The organism is Acinetobacter sp. ACNIH2 (assembly GCF_002934965.1).
GTDB classification, from domain to species: Bacteria; Pseudomonadota; Gammaproteobacteria; order Pseudomonadales; family Moraxellaceae; genus Acinetobacter; species Acinetobacter tandoii.
Genome location: NZ_CP026415.1, coordinates 78,468 through 94,964, shown reverse-complemented (window position 1 = coordinate 94,964; position 16,497 = coordinate 78,468). Strand labels below are relative to the sequence as shown.

Genomic DNA, 16,497 nt, shown 5'->3' with positions numbered 1-16,497 from the left:
AATACCCATGCATGGGACGTAAAAACTGGCTGTTTTCAGGATCACTACGCAATGGCTAATGAGCTGTGAACATATGACGCTTACAGTCAGCGAAACTGAATGGACTGTATCCGTATCGTATGCCTATATGAGTGATTTATTCAGTATTGATGATGAAAAAATGACTTTATTGCACCAAACATCAACGTGACTGAACTGGATGAAGGCGCAAAACGATTTGATATCGTACTTGAAAAACGTGATGCAAAATTGAATACTGTGATGAGTAACAGTTTCGGTTTTGGCGGTGTAAATGCCTGTCTTCTTGTTTTCAAAAAATAGGAAGGCTAAGCTAAGAAGTGTTGATCATTCAGCCATGGATGATCAACTTCTGCCACACTGCCCTTTAAAAGGGTGAATGGATGGATGCTCCTTCTGATGCTTTCTTGTGGGTAAAAGCATTACATATTATTGCAGTCGTTTGTTGGTTCGCGGCATTGTTCTACCTGCCACGTTTATATGTTTATCATGCGATGAGTGAAGATGGCACGAGTCATCAGCGTTTCCAGATTATGGAACGAAAGTTGTACCGCGGCATCATGTGGCCGTCAATGCTTGCCACTCTCATCACAGCGCATTTTTTAGTGGATTGGGGTGATGCAACTCGGCATTACCATGAAGCACTCTGGTTTTACCTGAAAGTTGGATTAGTGGGCTTACTGGTGATTTACCATTTTGTTTGTGGTTATTACCGTAAAAAACTGATGGAAAACCCGCATTACAAATCACATAAGTTTTGGCGTTTCTTCAATGAAATGCCAACGCTTATTTTACTCGCAGTAGTGATTTTAGTGGTGGTTAAACCGCAGTTTTAATCCAGTTGATTTTAAAAAACCTCCTTAAGGAGGTTTTTTGGCACTGTTGCAAATAGTGATTTGAGTCGATGAAGTTCCCTTTAAAAAGTGCTTAGAGACCGAAAACCCTGTTGATTAGACACACTTCACCCTGAGGCTGACCATAATAAAATGACGATGCTTGTCCTTTACGTAGTGCACGCATGACTTCAATACCTTTAATTGTGGCATAAGCAGTCTTCATAGATTTGAATCCTAATGTGGCCCTGATGATTCGCTTTAACTTACCATGATCACATTCAATGACATTATTTTTATACTTAATCTGCCTGTGCTCAATATCTACTGGACATTTTCCTTCTCGCTTTAATCGTGATAAAGCATGGCCATAGGTCGCTGCTTTATCTGTATTGATGACCCGTGGAATTTGCCATTTTTTCACCGTATTGAAGATCTTTCCTAGAAAACTATAGGCTGATTTACTGTTCCGTCTAGCGGAAAGGTAAAAGTCAATCGTATGACCCCGTTGATCAACTGCACGATACAGGTAAGTCCATCGCCCCTTCACTTTGATATAAGTCTCATCCATATGCCATGAATGTAAATCTGTAGGATTACGCCAATACCAGCGTAACCGTTTTTCCATTTCTGGAGCATAACGCTGAACCCAACGATAAATTGTACTGTGATCCACATTTATGCCTCGTTCAGCGAGCATTTCTTGAAGTTCACGATAGCTGATGCCATATTTACAATACCAACGAACAGCCCAAAGAATGATTTCACCTTGAAAGTGCCGACCGTGGAAGGGATTCATCTGCTGTATCTCGAAATAAATAAGATATTTAGCTTATCATGTCAGCCTATTTGCAACAGTGCCTTCTGGAATGTGTTCCATACTTATCAATCATGATAGAGCTGGCTTCATTTAAGCCACGCACAGTAACCTTAATCCCGTTTTTCTGGAATTTGCTGACAACAGAGTCAAGCATGGCGACTGATGTTACATCCCAAATGTGAGAATGGGTCAAATCAATAATCACATCCTTTACATCCTCTTTAAAGTCAAAACCTTGCATGAATTTTTCAGAAGAACTAAAGAAGATCTGACCTCTCAAATCATATAAACGGGCTGTTCCTTCAAAAGATGCTGTTACCTGGATATCATTTTCAAGTTTATTCGCCAAGAATAAGGCTGAAAGCAATACGCCCGTTAATACACCTAGAGCCAGGTTATGCGTAGCAACAACTACAATTACGGTCGCAATCATGACGATATTACTGCTCTTAGGATTATCTTTTAACTGAGTGACAGAACTCCATTCAAAGGTACTGATCGAGACCATGATCATCACCGCTACCAATGCAGCCATTGGAATCACTTTGAGCCAGTCACTAATAAATACAACCAGAATAAGAAGAAAAATACCCGCAGAGAATGTTGATAAGCGTGTAAGGCCGCCTGATTTTACGTTAATCATAGATTGACCAATCATGGCACAACCGGCCATGCCACCCATAAAGCCAGAAGCAATATTCGCAATCCCTTGTCCCTTACATTCCTGATATTTATCACTTGGCGTATCTGTCATTTCATCCACGATGGTTGCTGTCATCATCGATTCAAGTAAACCTACAGCCGCCAGTGCTACTGAGTAAGGCAAAATAATCATCAATGTTTCAATATTCAAAGGAATATTTGGAATCAAAAACATTGGAAGTGTGTCAGGTAAAGACCCCATATCACCCACAGTCCGTACATCAATTCCTAAAGCGATTGCCAGTAATGTGATCGCAATGATGCAGACAAGTGGAGAGGGGAGTAATTTTCCTAATTTGGGAACCAAAGGAAAGAGATAAATAATCGCCAGACCTAAAGCAACCAGAGCATATACATGCCAGGTCACATTAATCAGTTCTGGTAACTGAGCCATGAAAATTAAGATCGCTAACGCATTTACGAATCCAATAACTACAGATTTAGATACGAACCGCATTAACTTGGCGAGCTTTAAATAGCCTGCCAATATCTGAATCATGCCTGTCAGAATTGTTGCTGCCAGCAGATATTCAAGCCCATGCTCTTTGACCAATGTGACCATAAGCAGTGCCATAGCCCCTGTAGCAGCTGAAATCATTGCTGGACGACCACCTACGAAAGAAATCACGACAGCAATACAGAAGGATGCGTATAGACCGACTTTAGGATCTACACCTGCAATAATTGAAAATGCGATGGCTTCAGGGATGAGTGCAAGACCGACGACTAATCCGGCAAGTACATCCCCACGGATGTTAGAGAACCACTGTTCTCGGACATTAGATAACATAAACATAGCCTGTTTTTTAATTTTTCAGATAGGCCAGTGATGTGATATATACAACACACAAGCGACTACACCACATCACTAGACAGTGATGAGTTATTTACAGATTTAAGAGGGTAAATAAACTTAAGGTGGCGTAAGCGTCATAAGATGGAGGAACTTTTTAGAGTAAAAAATCAGGACAAGGGTAACAGCTAGGTACTTTTTTATAAAGCCTGGGTGTTATACCAAGCTTTGTTTAATCGGTATTTTATGAAGCTTTTAGCTCCCCAAGTAATTGACCTATTTCCAAACGTGTATAGCCACGTTCTTTAAAGATCAAAACAATAGCCTGTTTATAATCTTCAGAAGTGGCCGTTTTATATTTATTAAGGCTCTAGACTAGCAGATTTATACTTAATTTTATCTAATGATGTTCCACAACTCAGTTGCTAACTCATTAGGTTCTCTCATCCAACGCCATTCAGACTCCTTCAGATGGTAGTCAAAATAATCTTTTGAGATACCATTGAACTTGGATAATCTTCGTTTACAGAAACTCCAAAATGATTCTATTCCATTTATGTGACATTGTCCTCTAGCAAACTCATTTGCTCCGTGATTTACCCTGAAATGCTTTGAATAACCAACATCAACTAGACCATTATAGCCTCGCCATCCATCACTATAAATGACACTTTCTAGTGCCACCTTACCTAAGATAACCTTTTGTAAAGTCTTCATTTTACAGTCAGGAACGATTTCAGTATAAACACGCCCATCCCGTTCAAATATTCCAAATACGGGTTGTTTTAAAGTGCCACGACCACGTTTTAACTTCCCATGAAAACCACGTTGTCGTTTAGCGCCAAAATAGCTTTCATCCACTTCAATAGAACCTACAAATTTAGTTCTTAAATCTGTTTGATGATCATAAATAGCTTCCCTAAAAAGCATGTACCAATAGTTGATCGTATTACGATTTAAATTGAGTAATAATGCAGTTTTAGAAGCGGGTATATCAATGCAAAAGCATTGAATGATTTTTTTAATCTTGTAGTGGCTTAATTTACTGTTTTTAATCATGATTACAGACCAACATAACTAGTCTGCTAGTCTAGAGCCTTATTAATTAATTGCAGCTCAGCATTAAGCTGAAGGTCATTTTTGATGGTCAATACTTCTGCAGAGACTTTATTAAAAATCTTGAAATTAAACATACAGGCGCTCTTTATCAGTATTGTAGCGGCCCGACTACAACAAACACCTGTCTTAGCCTAGCTAGACACCCTTAGTAACAAGGATTACAAATTTTAAAAGGGTCTGCAAGTTTTTCTAAATGGGGAGTATAAATGATCTACTAATTTTTATAGGCTCATAAATAACTACCCCATAAAATTTAAGCTAAAAATTTAGTAATTTCTTCAGCTGTTGCTTTTGCTGTCCTTGAAACGCCCACTAAAGTTGCTGAACCAGGTCCAGTCCATTCACCATATCCCACTAACCACAGGTTAGGTTGTTTGACTGACCTTGTCCCTGTAACCAGTACCGTATTGTTTTCCTCTACGACCTCAAGCGGTTTTAAATGATCTAGAGCCGCTTTAAACCCAGTACACCAAATCACGGCATCGATCTTTTGAGCTGATCCATCTTCCCAAATCACGCCATCTTCCGTGAATGCTGTAAATGGTCGCTCGCTATGCAGCACACCACGTGCACGTGCATCTTTGACCGAATCAATCATAACAATATCGCCTAGGCCGCCAATCGGCTGATCTACAGTACGACCTTCGAGTTGTGCCTTTAAACGCTCCGTGGCGCGTAAAAACAAGATACGTCCATCAACATCATCAGCTAGAAATTGAGGAGGTGTCGGCGTGATCCAAAGTGTATTTGCCACTTGAGAAACTTCAGCCAGAATTTGTGCTCCAGAATTTCCACCACCCACAATCATGACGTTCTTATCTTTGAAGTTTTCTGCATTTTGGTAATGTGCGGAATGTAATTGTAGTCCTTTAAAATTTTCCTGACCTGGATAAGCTGGCATATAAGGATGACTCCAGGTACCGGTTGCACTCACCACAGCCTTGGCTTTCCATGACTGTTCACCCGCATAGACGTTTAACATGTCTTCCTCAGCCTCAACACGATCAACATGCACAGGACGGACAACCGGAAAATGATAACGTTGCTCATATTGTTGTATGTATTCAATCACTTCATGACGAGTTGGATAGGTTTGTTCGGTCCCTGGCATCATCCAGCCTGGTAAGGAACTCCAGCTATTCGGTGAAAACAGTCGCAAAGAATCCCAAGCATGTAGCCAGGCACCGCCTGCCTGCGGCTGTTCATCTAAAATGATAAAAGACAGACCATTGCGCTTTAAAAAGTAAGATGTAGCTAATGCTGCTTGCCCCCCACCAATGATGATCACGTCTGTTTCTGTTGTTATTGACATTTTTCTTTCCCATAACTTCATTATTATCAAAAGTATATATCTATCTTGATCATTGTGCCCAATAAAAACCCAATATCAGGATGAACTGATATTGGGCATGGGCAGCACTATCTCTCTATATTAGAGGGTAGATAAAATGAGAGTATTACTTCTACAAATTATCAAGGTACTTTTCAGCATCCAATGCAGCCATACAGCCTGAACCAGCCGAAGTAATGGCTTGACGGTATACGCTATCTGCAACATCACCAGCAGCGAAAACACCCGGTACGGAAGTGGCTGTAGCATTGCCTGCAGTACCGCTTTGTACCTGGATATAGCCATTTCGTAACTCAAGCTGGCCTTCAAACATACTGGTATTTGGTTTATGACCAATTGCAATGAATACACCTTGAACATCAACGTCCTGAATGGAATCATCCTGTGTCGATTTTAAACGTACACCTGTAACACCGGTATTGTCACCCAATACATCATCCACTTGATGATTCCAGATGATACTGATCTTACCTTCTTTTTCTTTTTCGAAGAGATGATCTTGCAGGATCTTTTCTGAACGCAGGAAGTCACGACGGTGCACCAATGTCACATGCTCCGCGATGTTGGACAAATACAGGGCTTCTTCAACCGCTGTATTACCACCACCGACTACCATAACTTTCTGGTTCTTATAAAAGAAACCGTCACAGGTTGCACAGGCACTTACGCCTTGACCCATGAATGCCTGTTCGGATTCCAGGCCGAGATATTGTGCGGTTGCACCTGTTGCCACAATCAGGGCATCACAGGTGTATTCTTCCATATCACCTTTAAGGACAAATGGACGCGTGTTCAAATCAACTTCATTGATATGGTCATAGACCAGTTCAGTACCAAAACGTTCGGCATGCGCCTGCATACGTTCCATTAATGCCGGACCGGTTAAGCCTTCAGGATCACCTGGCCAGTTATCGACTTCAGTCGTGGTGGTCAACTGGCCGCCGAGTTGCATACCTGCAATCAGCATAGGTTTTAAGTTGGCACGTGCCGCATATACCGCTGCACTATAACCGGCAGGACCAGAACCTAAAATGATGAGTTTTGAATGGCGTGTTGACATTTTTATATTCTCTAACAGATTAGATGTTACGTTGATTGACACGCTTAGACAGCTCTTCAGCCGATTCCTTACGCTCCGAGTAACGATCCGTGAGGTACGCGCTTTGTCCGCGGGTCAGCAAGGTGAACTTATACAGTTCCTCCATCACATCGACAATCCGATCATATAAGGACGAAGGTTTCATGCGTCCCTCTTCATCAAATTCCAAAAAGGCCTTGGGAATAGAAGACTGATTCGGAATCGTGATCATCCGCATCCAGCGCCCCAAGATTCGCATCTGGTTGACGCTATTGAAAGACTGTGAGCCACCACTGACCTGCATCAGTGCCAGGGTTTTGCCCTGAGTCGCACGAATGGCTCCCGCTGCTAGTGGAATCCAGTCAATTTGCGCTTTAAAGATCGAACTCATCGAACCATGCCGCTCAGGTGAACACCAGACCATGCCTTCAGACCATGCTAGCAATTCATGCAGTTCCTTGACTTTAGGATGTTCCAGATCACCATCTTCCGGCAAAGGTAAACCTTTGGGATGAAAGATTTTTACTTCACAGCCAAACCGCTCCAAAATACGACCTGCTTCCGTCACTGCAAGACGACTGTACGAGCGTTCTCGGTTTGAGCCATACAGCAATAACATCCGTGGGGGATGGGTCAGTTCTTTGGCTTGTACCTCAGCAAATGTAGGCGTCGGCAAAAGATCAGATTCAAGATTTGGGAGTGTCATATTCTGCCTCTTAACTATTTGGATAATATTTTTTCTTCAGCCATAAAGATACGCTCACCAAGGCAATTAACACCGGTACTTCAACCAATGGACCAATAATGGTGGTAAAGGCAATCGGAGAAGCCAGACCAAACGTGGCGATTGCAACAGCCAAAGCCAACTCGAAGTTATTGCCCGCAGCAGTAAAGGAAATCGCGGTGGTTTTTGGATAATCATTGCCCATCCATTTACTCATAAAGAAGCTGACAAAGAACATCAGTACAAAGTAAATCGTTAGTGGAATCGCAATACGCAATACATCTAAAGGCAAGCTCACTACATCAGCGCCTTTTAAACTAAACATCGCCACGATGGTGAACAATAAAGCCAGCAAGCTGAGTGGGCCAATTTTTGGCAGGAATTTCGTCTGATACCAATCCAGACCTTTGGCTTTGACCAATGAAATACGCGTCAGGAAACCCATCAGGAAAGGAATACCCAGGTAGATCAAGACGGCATTGGCAATGGTCCAGAAATCCACATTAATCACATGACCTTCTACCCCAAAAAATGGTGGCAAATAAGTCAGGAAGAACCAGGCATAACTACTAAAGAAAACAATCTGGAAGATACTGTTAAACGCCACCAGTGCGGCACCGTATTGGTTATCACCACAAGCCAGGCCGTTCCAGATCAGTACCATCGCAATACAGCGTGCCAAACCGATCAGGATCAGGCCGGTCATGTATTCCGGATAATCACTGAGAAAGACGATGGCCAGCACAAACATCAGTACCGGTGCAATCAGCCAGTTTTGTACCAGTGATAAAGTCAGAGTCTTTTTATCGTGAAAAACCTGTGGCAGGGTCGCGTAGTCCACTTTGGCCAACGGGGGGTACATCATCAGAATCAGACCAATCGCAATCGGCAGATTGACCGAGTTCACACTCATGGCATCCAGTGCTGTCGATGCTTGCGGAAAAAACACCCCAATCGCAACACCCAATGCCATGGCCACAAAAATCCATAGCGTCAGGTTGCGATCTAAAAAGGATAATCCTTGTTTAGACATAATGTGCTCGATTAAATATGAGAAATTTTATTGATTTCAGCAATGAGCTCTGGACGGCTCAAGTTTTTTGCATCTAAAGCGAAGAACGCATCTAAACGCTTGTTGATGTGATCCACAGTGGTCAAGAACGCCTGTAATTTTTCTTCTTCAGGTAAGTCCAGATGTGAAGGATCAGACAAGCCCCAATGTGCCTTGATTGCGCCACCCAAATACAATGGGCAGGCTTCCTGTGCAGCTGAATCGCATACCGTAATCACGACTTCTGGCTCATATTGCTCGCAGGCATCAATGGTTTTGCTCGATAAGCCTTCGGTAGATAAACCCAGATTCTGCAAGGTTTTAATCGTTAAAGGATGCACCTGACCTGATGGTTTGCTGCCCGCACTGTAAGCGATCCAGCCTTCAGGCGCACGGCTGTTAAACAGAACTTCAGAGAGAATGCTGCGGCAACTGTTACCGGTGCACAAAAATAAAAACTTCATAAAAACTTACTCGCAATGGCTCTGAATCGGCAGAGCAGATGTGGAAAGGGAAATCGGAGATTGGCTGTGTTTGAGAGCATCCAGAATTTCAAAACACCACGCCGGTAATTGCGGATTGATGCTGTAATACACCCACTGACTTTGACGACGGTCATTCAACAAACCACTAGAGCGCAACAAAGCCAAATGCCGTGAAATCTTGGGTTGGCTCACTTGCAATTTGTCCGTCAGATCACAGACGCATTGCTCTTCATTTTCAGCAATCAACATGACAATACTGAGACGTGTCTCATCGGATAAACATTTAAAAAACTGAACGTGGTCCATAGCTGCTCCCATTCTATTATGCAAATATATACATATCCGCATATACAGTAAATAGTATAAGTTAAAAATGATAAAGGAAGGATTATAATGTGGTTTGAAAGAGGTCAATTTAAAAAATTGTCCGCTTTTCTCGGCTGTGTTATGAATAAAGAAAATTTTAACGATTAGAAAATTTAAGGAATATCGAATGACTGATAAAAATATTTTAGTGCCGATTGACGGTTCTGATCAGGCACTTGCAGCAGTCAGAGAGGCCGCCATTATGGCAAATGCCCTGGACAGCAAGCTGATTGTCATCAGTATTGTCGAAGAAAATCCGTTTGCCAATACCGATTTTTATTACTTTGGTGCAGATGCAACAACGATGAAAAAGTTTTTTGATGAAGCGTGTGGTAATGCAACAAAGGCCTTGGCCGATGCACAAAAACTCTCGGTCGATTCAGGTGCACGTGAGGTTGAAACCAAACTCGTCAAAGCTGAAGTGTCTGCGCAAACTATTGTCAGTCTCTCTGAAGAACTGGCTGCTTCACTGATTGTGATGGGATCGCATGGACGAAAAGGCATTCAGAAACTGGCTTTAGGTAGTGTGGCTGAAGAGGTATTAAAGTTGTCCTAAGTACCCGTATTAATCGTTAAGCAATAACTGACATAATTTCAGTTCACGCCATAAAAAACCCAGTAGTCTGAGCTACTGGTTTTTTTAAAGAAAATGCATTTTGGGCTTATTTATTTTTCTCAATCAGCTCCGCTACGGCTTGAGCTTCCAGCACCTTACCGCTAGAAACGATTTTATTATCAATAATCAGACCTGGCGTGCTTAACAGGCCTGTTTCCGCAATTTTCATCATATCCGTGACATATTCAATGTCCGCTTGCACACCCGTGCTTTGGACTGCTTCTTCTGTTGCCGCCAAGAGCGCCTTACATTTACGGCAGCCTGTACCTACGACTTTAATTTGCATGTTTTATTCTCCAAACGTTTTATAAAAACCAGTAACCAAAACTATTTAAACTGTAGCCGATGACCAAAATCCCGACAAATACGATACCAACAAACAGGCTAAGTAAAGGAAGTTTCACCACCTGTTTTAACAGGATCAAGGAAGGCAAGGAAAGCGCGGTCACCGCCATCATAAAGGCCAAGACCGTACCCAACCCTACACCTTTGCCTACCAACGCTTCCGCAATCGGCAGGGTACCAAAGATATCCGCGTACATCGGTATACCAACGACCGTAGCGATTAACACAGAATACCAGTGTTCCTGGCCGAGTAAGGCGGTAATCCATTGTTCAGGAATCCAGTTATGAATCGCCGCACCAATACCTACCCCGATCAGTACATACAACCAGACCTTTTTAAAAATTTCTACTACTTGCTCCCAAGCGAACTCGCGTCGCTGTTTAGCCGTCATACTAAAATCTTCTTCTCCCTGAATGGCACCATTATGGGTGACAAACTCAGCCACATACTTTTCCATTTTTAAAAAGCTAATCAATGAGCCGCCCAGTACCGCCAGCACTAAACCCAGTAGCACATAGATCATGGCGATTTTCCAGTTAAAAATACTGGCCAATAAAATAATTGAAGCTAGATCGACTAACGGAGATGAAATCAGAAATGAAAAGGTCACCCCCACAGGCAATCCGGCACGGGTAAAACCGATAAACAGCGGAATCGAGGAACAGGAACAAAATGGGGTAATGGTGCCGAGTAAGGCCCCCATTATATTGGCTTTAATCCCGGTCATTCGGCCTAAAATCTGCTTGGTACGTTCAGGCGGAAAATAACTCTGGATATATGACAGAGTATAGATCAGGACCGAGAGCAGAATAAAGATCTTGAAGACATCATAGATAAAGAAGTGAATACTGCCACCAAGCCGGGTCGCGACCGATAAACCGAAGACATTTTCGACCAGCCAGCGTACACCATCCGAGAGCCAGGTCATTTTAAGCAGCACATCATTCAGCCAAGCAAAGAGGGCAATTATTTGATCCATTTAAATCTCCTGGTCTTGGGGGAATAATAGTGCTTGTGTAAATAGAGACAGTTCTTCAGCACGGATGGGATTCAGTGAATAGCGTATCCAGCGTCCGTCTTTTCTTCCTTTGACCAGACCCGATTCAGTCAAACACTTCATGTGATGCGATAAAGTAGACTGGGTAATGGCAAGATTTTGCAACAATTCGCATGCGCAACATTCCCCTGTCTGTAGCATCTGTAAGATCTTGAGACGGGTAGCATCCGTCAAAACTTTATAAAGAGAAGTCGCTTGTTCATGATCCAATTAAGATTTTCCGTAACATACTTATAATATTGAGTATCTAAATTATATTGATGGCTGTCAATGTGTTTTTTTCTGTAAAAAAAAAGCCCAACAGAGTTGAGCTTTTCTTCAGTGAATAATGCTTTATTTTACGCGATTGCCCTGTTCATCAATGATGACTTCACCATCTTCTTTGGCAAAAGCTTTTAATTGTGGCAAAGGCAGGATGTCCAGCACTACTTCCGATGGACGGCATAAACGTGTTCCGAGATCCGTAACTACCAGTGGACGGTTAATCAGGATCGGATGTTCAAGCATGGCATCAATGAGTTTTTCATCGGTCCAACTTGCATCATCCAGATTCAACTCGGTATAAGGATCCACATTCTTACGTAACACTTCACGAACGCTTAAGCCAGAATCCTGAATCAGTTTGATCAACTGATCTTTTGAAGGGGGGGTGACCAGATATTCAATCACTTCAGGTTCAATGCCCGCATTACGAATTAAAGCCAGGGTATTACGTGAAGTGCCACAGGCAGGGTTATGATAAATTTGCACTTTCGGCATTTGATCCATGAGAGTTATCCTTAAAAGAATAGCTTGGTTATATATGAATATCCGAATATGCGCAATATGAAATATATGATTCTGAGACTTTATTTCAACAAGGATTGGCTAGAAGTATAATGTGGTTTAAGTTTCATTTCACAACCTTCAGCATAAGCGATCGATTCCAGCTGCACCGTCACATGTTTGAGATCAAAATGATGATGTAAAGCTTCGGTAATTTCTGCAAGTAAGGTATTCGCAGTTTGTAAGTTGTCATCATAAACCACATGCACCGTGAGTGCATTTTCCAGGGTACTCATACTCCAGATGTGTAAATCATGCAGATCCACAACGCTCGGAATATTGAGTAAGCAGTTCCTGACTTCTAAAAGGTTAATCTGATCGGGCACACCATCAAAGAGCAAGTGTAAGGATTGGCGGAACAAGGAAAATGTTCCCAAAATAATAATAATGGCGATAATCAAACCTACCACAGCGTCAATCCATAACCAGCCCTGCCATAAATATAAGGCCCCCGCGACCACTACGCCGACCGAAACAACGGCATCTGCCGCCATATGTAGAAAGGCACCTTTGATATTCAAATCATGCTGACTGTTTTTAAGAAACAAAAGGGCGGTGCTCAAATTCACTACCACACCGATTGCAGCGACGATCATAACGGTGACTGCCGCTACAGGGCTGGGAGACTGAATCCGTTGTATAGATTCCCAGCCTAGAGAAAACATCGCAAAGAGGATCAGCACGGCATTAGTAAAACTGGCCAGAATCGAGGCTTTTTGCCAACCATAAGTATGTCGACGATTGGAGTGAATACGCGCTACGCTATAGGCTGCCCATGCCAGAAGTAATCCACCGACATCGGTTAAGTTATGGCCCGCATCAGCCAGCAAGGCCATGGAGTCGGTTTGCCAGCCATAGAATGCTTCAATTAAAACAAAGCCCAAGTTCAATACAATACCGATAGCAAAGGCCGTACCGTAATGTGATGTCTCATGTGTGTGGGAATGAGCCATGGTCAATAAAAATCCAGATAAGGTCTGTTGTACTAATTAAAGCATTTCTAATGCTAAAGCAATTCCTTGCGGCACTGTTGCAAATAGGCTGACATGATAAGCTAAATATCTTATTTATTTCGAGATACAGCAGATGAATCCCTTCCACGGTCGGCACTTTCAAGGTGAAATCATTCTTTGGGCTGTTCGTTGGTATTGTAAATATGGCATCAGCTATCGTGAACTTCAAGAAATGCTCGCTGAACGAGGCATAAATGTGGATCACAGTACAATTTATCGTTGGGTTCAGCGTTATGCTCCAGAAATGGAAAAACGGTTACGCTGGTATTGGCGTAATCCTACAGATTTACATTCATGGCATATGGATGAGACTTATATCAAAGTGAAGGGGCGATGGACTTACCTGTATCGTGCAGTTGATCAACGGGGTCATACGATTGACTTTTACCTTTCCGCTAGACGGAACAGTAAATCAGCCTATAGTTTTCTAGGAAAGATCTTCAATACGGTGAAAAAATGGCAAATTCCACGGGTCATCAATACAGATAAAGCAGCGACCTATGGCCATGCTTTATCACGATTAAAGCGAGAAGGAAAATGTCCAGTAGATATTGAGCACAGGCAGATTAAGTATAAAAATAATGTCATTGAATGTGATCATGGTAAGTTAAAGCGAATCATCAGGGCCACATTAGGATTCAAATCTATGAAGACTGCTTATGCCACAATTAAAGGTATTGAAGTCATGCGTGCACTACGTAAAGGACAAGCATCGTCATTTTATTATGGTCAGCCTCAGGGTGAAGTGTGTCTAATCAACAGGGTTTTCGGTCTCTAAGTACTTTTTAAAGGGAACTTCATCGACTCAAATCACTATTTGCAACAGTGCCCTGAAAACTCCTTACCATTATCAAAAGTCACACTATAAGCATGACTGCTACGCAAACATTCTAAAGGACACGAGATCGTTTTAGTTGAGGTTCTCATTTGCCACAAATGAACGATATGTACATATAGACTCTTACGTTTCACATTCGAGTAGTTCTAAATTATTTTGGCTGTGATTCATGCAGGAATAATGAAGAGCATTCGACAGCCGTGGGAATTGATCGGCATAGCGTTGGTAAATACTGATTTCGTGATTGAGTTGAACAATACTGTTTTCTACACGTTCCAGTTCGATTTGCAGCTGGTCTTTCGTTTCACAAGATTCTTGCTGTGTTGGAAGATGGATGGTGCTGGACTGTGTGATTGGCTGATAGTTTTGATGTGACCATCTCTGATTTTTTAAAAACAGCTTAGTATCTACATAGACGTAATATTCTATATCGTGTTTGAAAAAAATATTCCAGTGAAAATCTATTGTCTATAGCACCTCTAACACCTGCGATAATAGGAATTTAAATATTTCAATTAGAATTTAAACTTTTCTTGAAAACAAAGAATATTTCTTATGTGATCTAAATTCTGATAAAATATATGAAAAGTTTAGAGTCTAAGTATAAGTAATGATAAAGAATAATATTCGACGTGAAAGCTACCTGAAATTTCTGAATACATGGCAAGACCGTGATGTCATTAAAGTACTTTCAGGTGTGCGTCGCTCTGGAAAATCCACCTTATTGGCGATGTTTCAACAAGACCTAAAAGCACAGGGTATACAAGCCGAAAACATCATTGCCATCAACTTCGAATTTATGGAATTTGAAGAACTCACCGATTACCGTAAACTACATGATTATGTATTGTCTAAAGTTGATAAAAGTAAAAAAAACTATGTTTTTTTAGATGAAATACAACATGTTACAAATTTTGAGAAAGTAGTCGACTCTTTATATGTTCGGGATTATATCGATTTATATATTACAGGCTCAAATGCATTCTTTCTAAGTGGAGAACTTGCGACTTTACTTACAGGACGCTATATCGAGCAACACGTTCTACCTCTGTCATTCCAAGAATTTAAACAGTGGCATATTGAAAATAATCCGATCATCCAACAATTATCCAATCGTGATTTGTATGCCATGTATACGCGCAGTAGTTTCCCTTATACGCTTGCCATGACTAGCCAGCAGGAAACTTATGATTACTTGCAAGCGGTCTATGCCAGTGTAATGTTTAAAGATGTTATTCCCCGTTTGAATACTGCCGATATTAACTCTCTCGAGCGTGTCGCAAGATATTTGGCAAGCGTGACAGGCTCACCTATTTCCATCAATAAAATTAAAAATACCTTTGTTTCAAGTGGGGTTAAGATTTCATTTGAAACAGTAAAACGCTATATTCAGGGCTTACAGGACAGTTTGTTATTTTATAGTGCCGCACAATTTAAAGTACGCGGGCGTGAGTTATTACAATCCTCTGAAAAATACTATTTAGTTGATGTCGGATTGCGCCGGATTATGTTGCCTGATGCTAATGCTGATCAAGGTCATATCTTAGAAAATGTGATTTATCTTGAGCTTGTCAGACGAGGTTATACGGTCTATGTAGGGCGGGTTGATGAATATGAAATTGATTTTGTTGCTGTCGATACTTTACAGAATTTAACTTATTATCAGGTGGCATTAGAAACGCTCAATGAGGAGACACTCAGCCGAGAGTTACGTCCATTACAGAAAATTTCTGATTCGTATCCCAAGTATTTGCTTACCTTAGACACGATAGGGACTGAAGCGAATTATAATGGTATTGTAAAAATGAGTGCTCTCGATTGGTTGCTATCTGAAAATAAGTAAAGTTGAGGGTAGACATGGATACTCTTATTTATTAATTAAAACTCAAAGACTTTTCAGCATTAACCAAGAGTGTGATCAAGCATAATTTCTGCTCCATTTGTGATGGATTGATTTACCTCGACTCGATTGAGTCAGATCATCATGATTGAGCCAGAGTCGCTTACTGAAAGTAGCGAGAATTGCGCTGGAGTTTCTGAAGGATATTAATTCCTTAGTTTGCCCATTCATCCATCTGGGCATTTTTTTTGATTAAAATACAATGCTGTTCTTGCTAAAAAATGACGGCACCCACCATAAAACACAATATTCCAAAAATAATCCAAGGCCAGATCTTTGTCTTCGGTTGTTCTAAATTCTGAGGATTATATTCCGTGTGTTCTAGCGATGTCGGTTGTGGAACACGGGTCTTTTTAGAGTAAGGTTGGTGTTTAGAGTAAGATAGTCCCGTACCTGGAATGCCGACACTGGTTCGCGTACCTTTTTTCCCAATATTTAGAGAAGCACCAGGTTTGCCAATGCTGGCACTGCTGATGCCTTTATGGGTTAGATTAATTTTAAAACCCGGGAATAATTTAATACTTTTACGAAATCTAAAACCCATATTTCTCTCATTCTAAAA

At 41.5% G+C, this 16,497-nt stretch carries 19 protein-coding genes and 3 pseudogenes; 6 read left to right on the top strand and 16 right to left on the bottom strand.

Annotated features, from left to right (window positions below):
• Positions 1–134 precede the first annotated feature (134 nt).
• Positions 135–321: pseudogene (locus C3F34_RS18825) on the top strand (beta-ketoacyl-ACP synthase I); the annotation flags it as partial.
• Between the two features lie 80 nt (positions 322–401).
• Positions 402–854 (top strand): protoporphyrinogen oxidase HemJ, encoded by a 453-nt coding sequence (gene hemJ / locus C3F34_RS18820; RefSeq protein ID WP_016165450.1) that lies wholly within the window; start codon positions 402–404, stop codon positions 852–854.
• Between the two features lie 91 nt (positions 855–945).
• Here the strand turns inward: hemJ and C3F34_RS18815 are convergent, their stop codons facing one another.
• From C3F34_RS18815 to C3F34_RS18775, 9 genes are all read right to left on the bottom strand, one after another.
• Positions 946–1,650: an IS6-like element IS1008 family transposase gene (locus C3F34_RS18815; protein ID WP_001067783.1), complete on the bottom strand. Its 705-nt coding sequence runs from the start codon at positions 1,648–1,650 to the stop codon at positions 946–948.
• A gap of 46 nt (positions 1,651–1,696) precedes the next feature.
• Positions 1,697–3,163, bottom strand: a complete 1,467-nt coding sequence (locus C3F34_RS18810) for a SulP family inorganic anion transporter (RefSeq protein ID WP_104442415.1) — start codon at positions 3,161–3,163, stop codon at positions 1,697–1,699.
• A gap of 399 nt (positions 3,164–3,562) precedes the next feature.
• On the bottom strand, positions 3,563–4,225 hold the full coding sequence (locus C3F34_RS18805; RefSeq protein WP_104440784.1) for an IS1595 family transposase: 663 nt from the start codon (positions 4,223–4,225) through the stop codon (positions 3,563–3,565).
• A 313-nt stretch (positions 4,226–4,538) separates the two neighbouring features.
• Entirely contained in the window at positions 4,539–5,597 is a 1,059-nt protein-coding gene (locus C3F34_RS18800; RefSeq protein WP_016165438.1) for an ArsO family NAD(P)H-dependent flavin-containing monooxygenase, read from the bottom strand.
• A gap of 151 nt (positions 5,598–5,748) precedes the next feature.
• Positions 5,749–6,696 carry a thioredoxin-disulfide reductase gene (gene trxB, locus C3F34_RS18795; RefSeq protein ID WP_016165437.1) on the bottom strand — a complete coding sequence of 316 codons (948 nt, stop codon included), beginning with the start codon at positions 6,694–6,696 and terminating at the stop codon, positions 5,749–5,751.
• Between the two features lie 19 nt (positions 6,697–6,715).
• Positions 6,716–7,420, bottom strand: coding sequence for an arsenical resistance protein ArsH (gene arsH / locus C3F34_RS18790; RefSeq protein WP_016165436.1), 705 nt, complete (start codon positions 7,418–7,420; stop codon positions 6,716–6,718).
• Between the two features lie 10 nt (positions 7,421–7,430).
• Entirely contained in the window at positions 7,431–8,471 is a 1,041-nt protein-coding gene (gene arsB, locus C3F34_RS18785) for an ACR3 family arsenite efflux transporter (protein ID WP_016165435.1), read from the bottom strand.
• Between the two features lie 11 nt (positions 8,472–8,482).
• Positions 8,483–8,953, bottom strand: coding sequence for an arsenate reductase ArsC (locus C3F34_RS18780; protein WP_016165434.1), 471 nt, complete (start codon positions 8,951–8,953; stop codon positions 8,483–8,485).
• Positions 8,954–8,959: 6 nt separating this feature from the next.
• Positions 8,960–9,280 (bottom strand): metalloregulator ArsR/SmtB family transcription factor, encoded by a 321-nt coding sequence (locus C3F34_RS18775; RefSeq protein WP_016165433.1) that lies wholly within the window; start codon positions 9,278–9,280, stop codon positions 8,960–8,962.
• A 187-nt stretch (positions 9,281–9,467) separates the two neighbouring features.
• Here C3F34_RS18775 and C3F34_RS18770 point away from each other — a divergent pair, with 187 nt between their 5' ends.
• The gene (locus C3F34_RS18770) at positions 9,468–9,896 is read left to right on the top strand and encodes a universal stress protein (protein ID WP_016165432.1); all 429 of its coding nucleotides are present in this window, start codon (positions 9,468–9,470) and stop codon (positions 9,894–9,896) included.
• 106 nt (positions 9,897–10,002) lie between these two features.
• On the opposite strand, the gene C3F34_RS18765 is transcribed toward C3F34_RS18770, so the two are convergent.
• From C3F34_RS18765 to C3F34_RS18745, 5 genes are all read right to left on the bottom strand, one after another.
• Entirely contained in the window at positions 10,003–10,242 is a 240-nt protein-coding gene (locus C3F34_RS18765) for a thioredoxin family protein (protein WP_016165431.1), read from the bottom strand.
• 19 nt (positions 10,243–10,261) lie between these two features.
• Positions 10,262–11,281, bottom strand: a complete 1,020-nt coding sequence (locus C3F34_RS18760) for a permease (protein ID WP_016165430.1) — start codon at positions 11,279–11,281, stop codon at positions 10,262–10,264.
• A complete protein-coding gene (locus C3F34_RS18755) occupies positions 11,282–11,569 on the bottom strand; it encodes an ArsR/SmtB family transcription factor (RefSeq protein ID WP_016165429.1) in 288 nt (95 codons plus the stop codon). It lies immediately after the preceding gene.
• Positions 11,570–11,692: 123 nt separating this feature from the next.
• Positions 11,693–12,127, bottom strand: coding sequence for an arsenate reductase (glutaredoxin) (arsC, locus tag C3F34_RS18750; protein ID WP_016165428.1), 435 nt, complete (start codon positions 12,125–12,127; stop codon positions 11,693–11,695).
• Positions 12,128–12,207: 80 nt separating this feature from the next.
• Positions 12,208–13,137 carry a cation diffusion facilitator family transporter gene (locus C3F34_RS18745; protein ID WP_005253541.1) on the bottom strand — a complete coding sequence of 310 codons (930 nt, stop codon included), beginning with the start codon at positions 13,135–13,137 and terminating at the stop codon, positions 12,208–12,210.
• A 133-nt stretch (positions 13,138–13,270) separates the two neighbouring features.
• On the opposite strand from C3F34_RS18745, the gene C3F34_RS18735 reads away from it, so the two are divergent.
• Positions 13,271–13,975, top strand: a complete 705-nt coding sequence (locus C3F34_RS18735) for an IS6-like element IS1008 family transposase (protein ID WP_001067783.1) — start codon at positions 13,271–13,273, stop codon at positions 13,973–13,975.
• A gap of 47 nt (positions 13,976–14,022) precedes the next feature.
• Here C3F34_RS18735 and C3F34_RS18730 read toward each other — a convergent pair.
• A pseudogene (locus C3F34_RS18730) lies at positions 14,023–14,169 on the bottom strand (IS30 family transposase); the annotation flags it as partial.
• A gap of 476 nt (positions 14,170–14,645) precedes the next feature.
• Between C3F34_RS18730 and C3F34_RS18720 the strand changes: the two are divergent.
• Both C3F34_RS18720 and C3F34_RS20780 read left to right on the top strand, forming a co-directional pair.
• Complete coding sequence (locus C3F34_RS18720; protein ID WP_104442413.1) at positions 14,646–15,878, top strand: ATP-binding protein; 1,233 nt, start codon at positions 14,646–14,648, stop codon at positions 15,876–15,878.
• Between the two features lie 38 nt (positions 15,879–15,916).
• Positions 15,917–16,018, top strand: a pseudogene (locus tag C3F34_RS20780) (HNH endonuclease); the annotation flags it as partial.
• Between the two features lie 131 nt (positions 16,019–16,149).
• On the opposite strand, the gene C3F34_RS18710 reads toward C3F34_RS20780, so the two are convergent.
• Entirely contained in the window at positions 16,150–16,479 is a 330-nt protein-coding gene (locus tag C3F34_RS18710; protein ID WP_000506885.1) for a DUF4236 domain-containing protein, read from the bottom strand.
• Between the last annotated feature and the right edge of the window lie 18 nt (positions 16,480–16,497).

Excerpts from the sequence above, each read along its gene's own strand:
- hemJ (WP_016165450.1), top strand. The coding sequence starts at position 402 with ATGGATGCTCCTTCTGATGCTTTCTTGTGGGTAAAAGCATTACATATT.
- C3F34_RS18815 (WP_001067783.1), bottom strand. The coding sequence starts at position 1,650 with ATGAATCCCTTCCACGGTCGGCACTTTCAAGGTGAAATCATTCTTTGG.
- C3F34_RS18810 (WP_104442415.1), bottom strand. The coding sequence starts at position 3,163 with ATGTTATCTAATGTCCGAGAACAGTGGTTCTCTAACATCCGTGGGGAT.
- C3F34_RS18805 (WP_104440784.1), bottom strand. The coding sequence starts at position 4,225 with ATGATTAAAAACAGTAAATTAAGCCACTACAAGATTAAAAAAATCATT.
- C3F34_RS18800 (WP_016165438.1), bottom strand. The coding sequence starts at position 5,597 with ATGTCAATAACAACAGAAACAGACGTGATCATCATTGGTGGGGGGCAA.
- trxB (WP_016165437.1), bottom strand. The coding sequence starts at position 6,696 with ATGTCAACACGCCATTCAAAACTCATCATTTTAGGTTCTGGTCCTGCC.
- arsH (WP_016165436.1), bottom strand. The coding sequence starts at position 7,420 with ATGACACTCCCAAATCTTGAATCTGATCTTTTGCCGACGCCTACATTT.
- arsB (WP_016165435.1), bottom strand. The coding sequence starts at position 8,471 with ATGTCTAAACAAGGATTATCCTTTTTAGATCGCAACCTGACGCTATGG.
- C3F34_RS18780 (WP_016165434.1), bottom strand. The coding sequence starts at position 8,953 with ATGAAGTTTTTATTTTTGTGCACCGGTAACAGTTGCCGCAGCATTCTC.
- C3F34_RS18775 (WP_016165433.1), bottom strand. The coding sequence starts at position 9,280 with ATGGACCACGTTCAGTTTTTTAAATGTTTATCCGATGAGACACGTCTC.
- C3F34_RS18770 (WP_016165432.1), top strand. The coding sequence starts at position 9,468 with ATGACTGATAAAAATATTTTAGTGCCGATTGACGGTTCTGATCAGGCA.
- C3F34_RS18765 (WP_016165431.1), bottom strand. The coding sequence starts at position 10,242 with ATGCAAATTAAAGTCGTAGGTACAGGCTGCCGTAAATGTAAGGCGCTC.
- C3F34_RS18760 (WP_016165430.1), bottom strand. The coding sequence starts at position 11,281 with ATGGATCAAATAATTGCCCTCTTTGCTTGGCTGAATGATGTGCTGCTT.
- arsC (WP_016165428.1), bottom strand. The coding sequence starts at position 12,127 with ATGGATCAAATGCCGAAAGTGCAAATTTATCATAACCCTGCCTGTGGC.
- C3F34_RS18745 (WP_005253541.1), bottom strand. The coding sequence starts at position 13,137 with ATGGCTCATTCCCACACACATGAGACATCACATTACGGTACGGCCTTT.
- C3F34_RS18735 (WP_001067783.1), top strand. The coding sequence starts at position 13,271 with ATGAATCCCTTCCACGGTCGGCACTTTCAAGGTGAAATCATTCTTTGG.
- C3F34_RS18720 (WP_104442413.1), top strand. The coding sequence starts at position 14,646 with ATGATAAAGAATAATATTCGACGTGAAAGCTACCTGAAATTTCTGAAT.
- C3F34_RS18710 (WP_000506885.1), bottom strand. The coding sequence starts at position 16,479 with ATGGGTTTTAGATTTCGTAAAAGTATTAAATTATTCCCGGGTTTTAAA.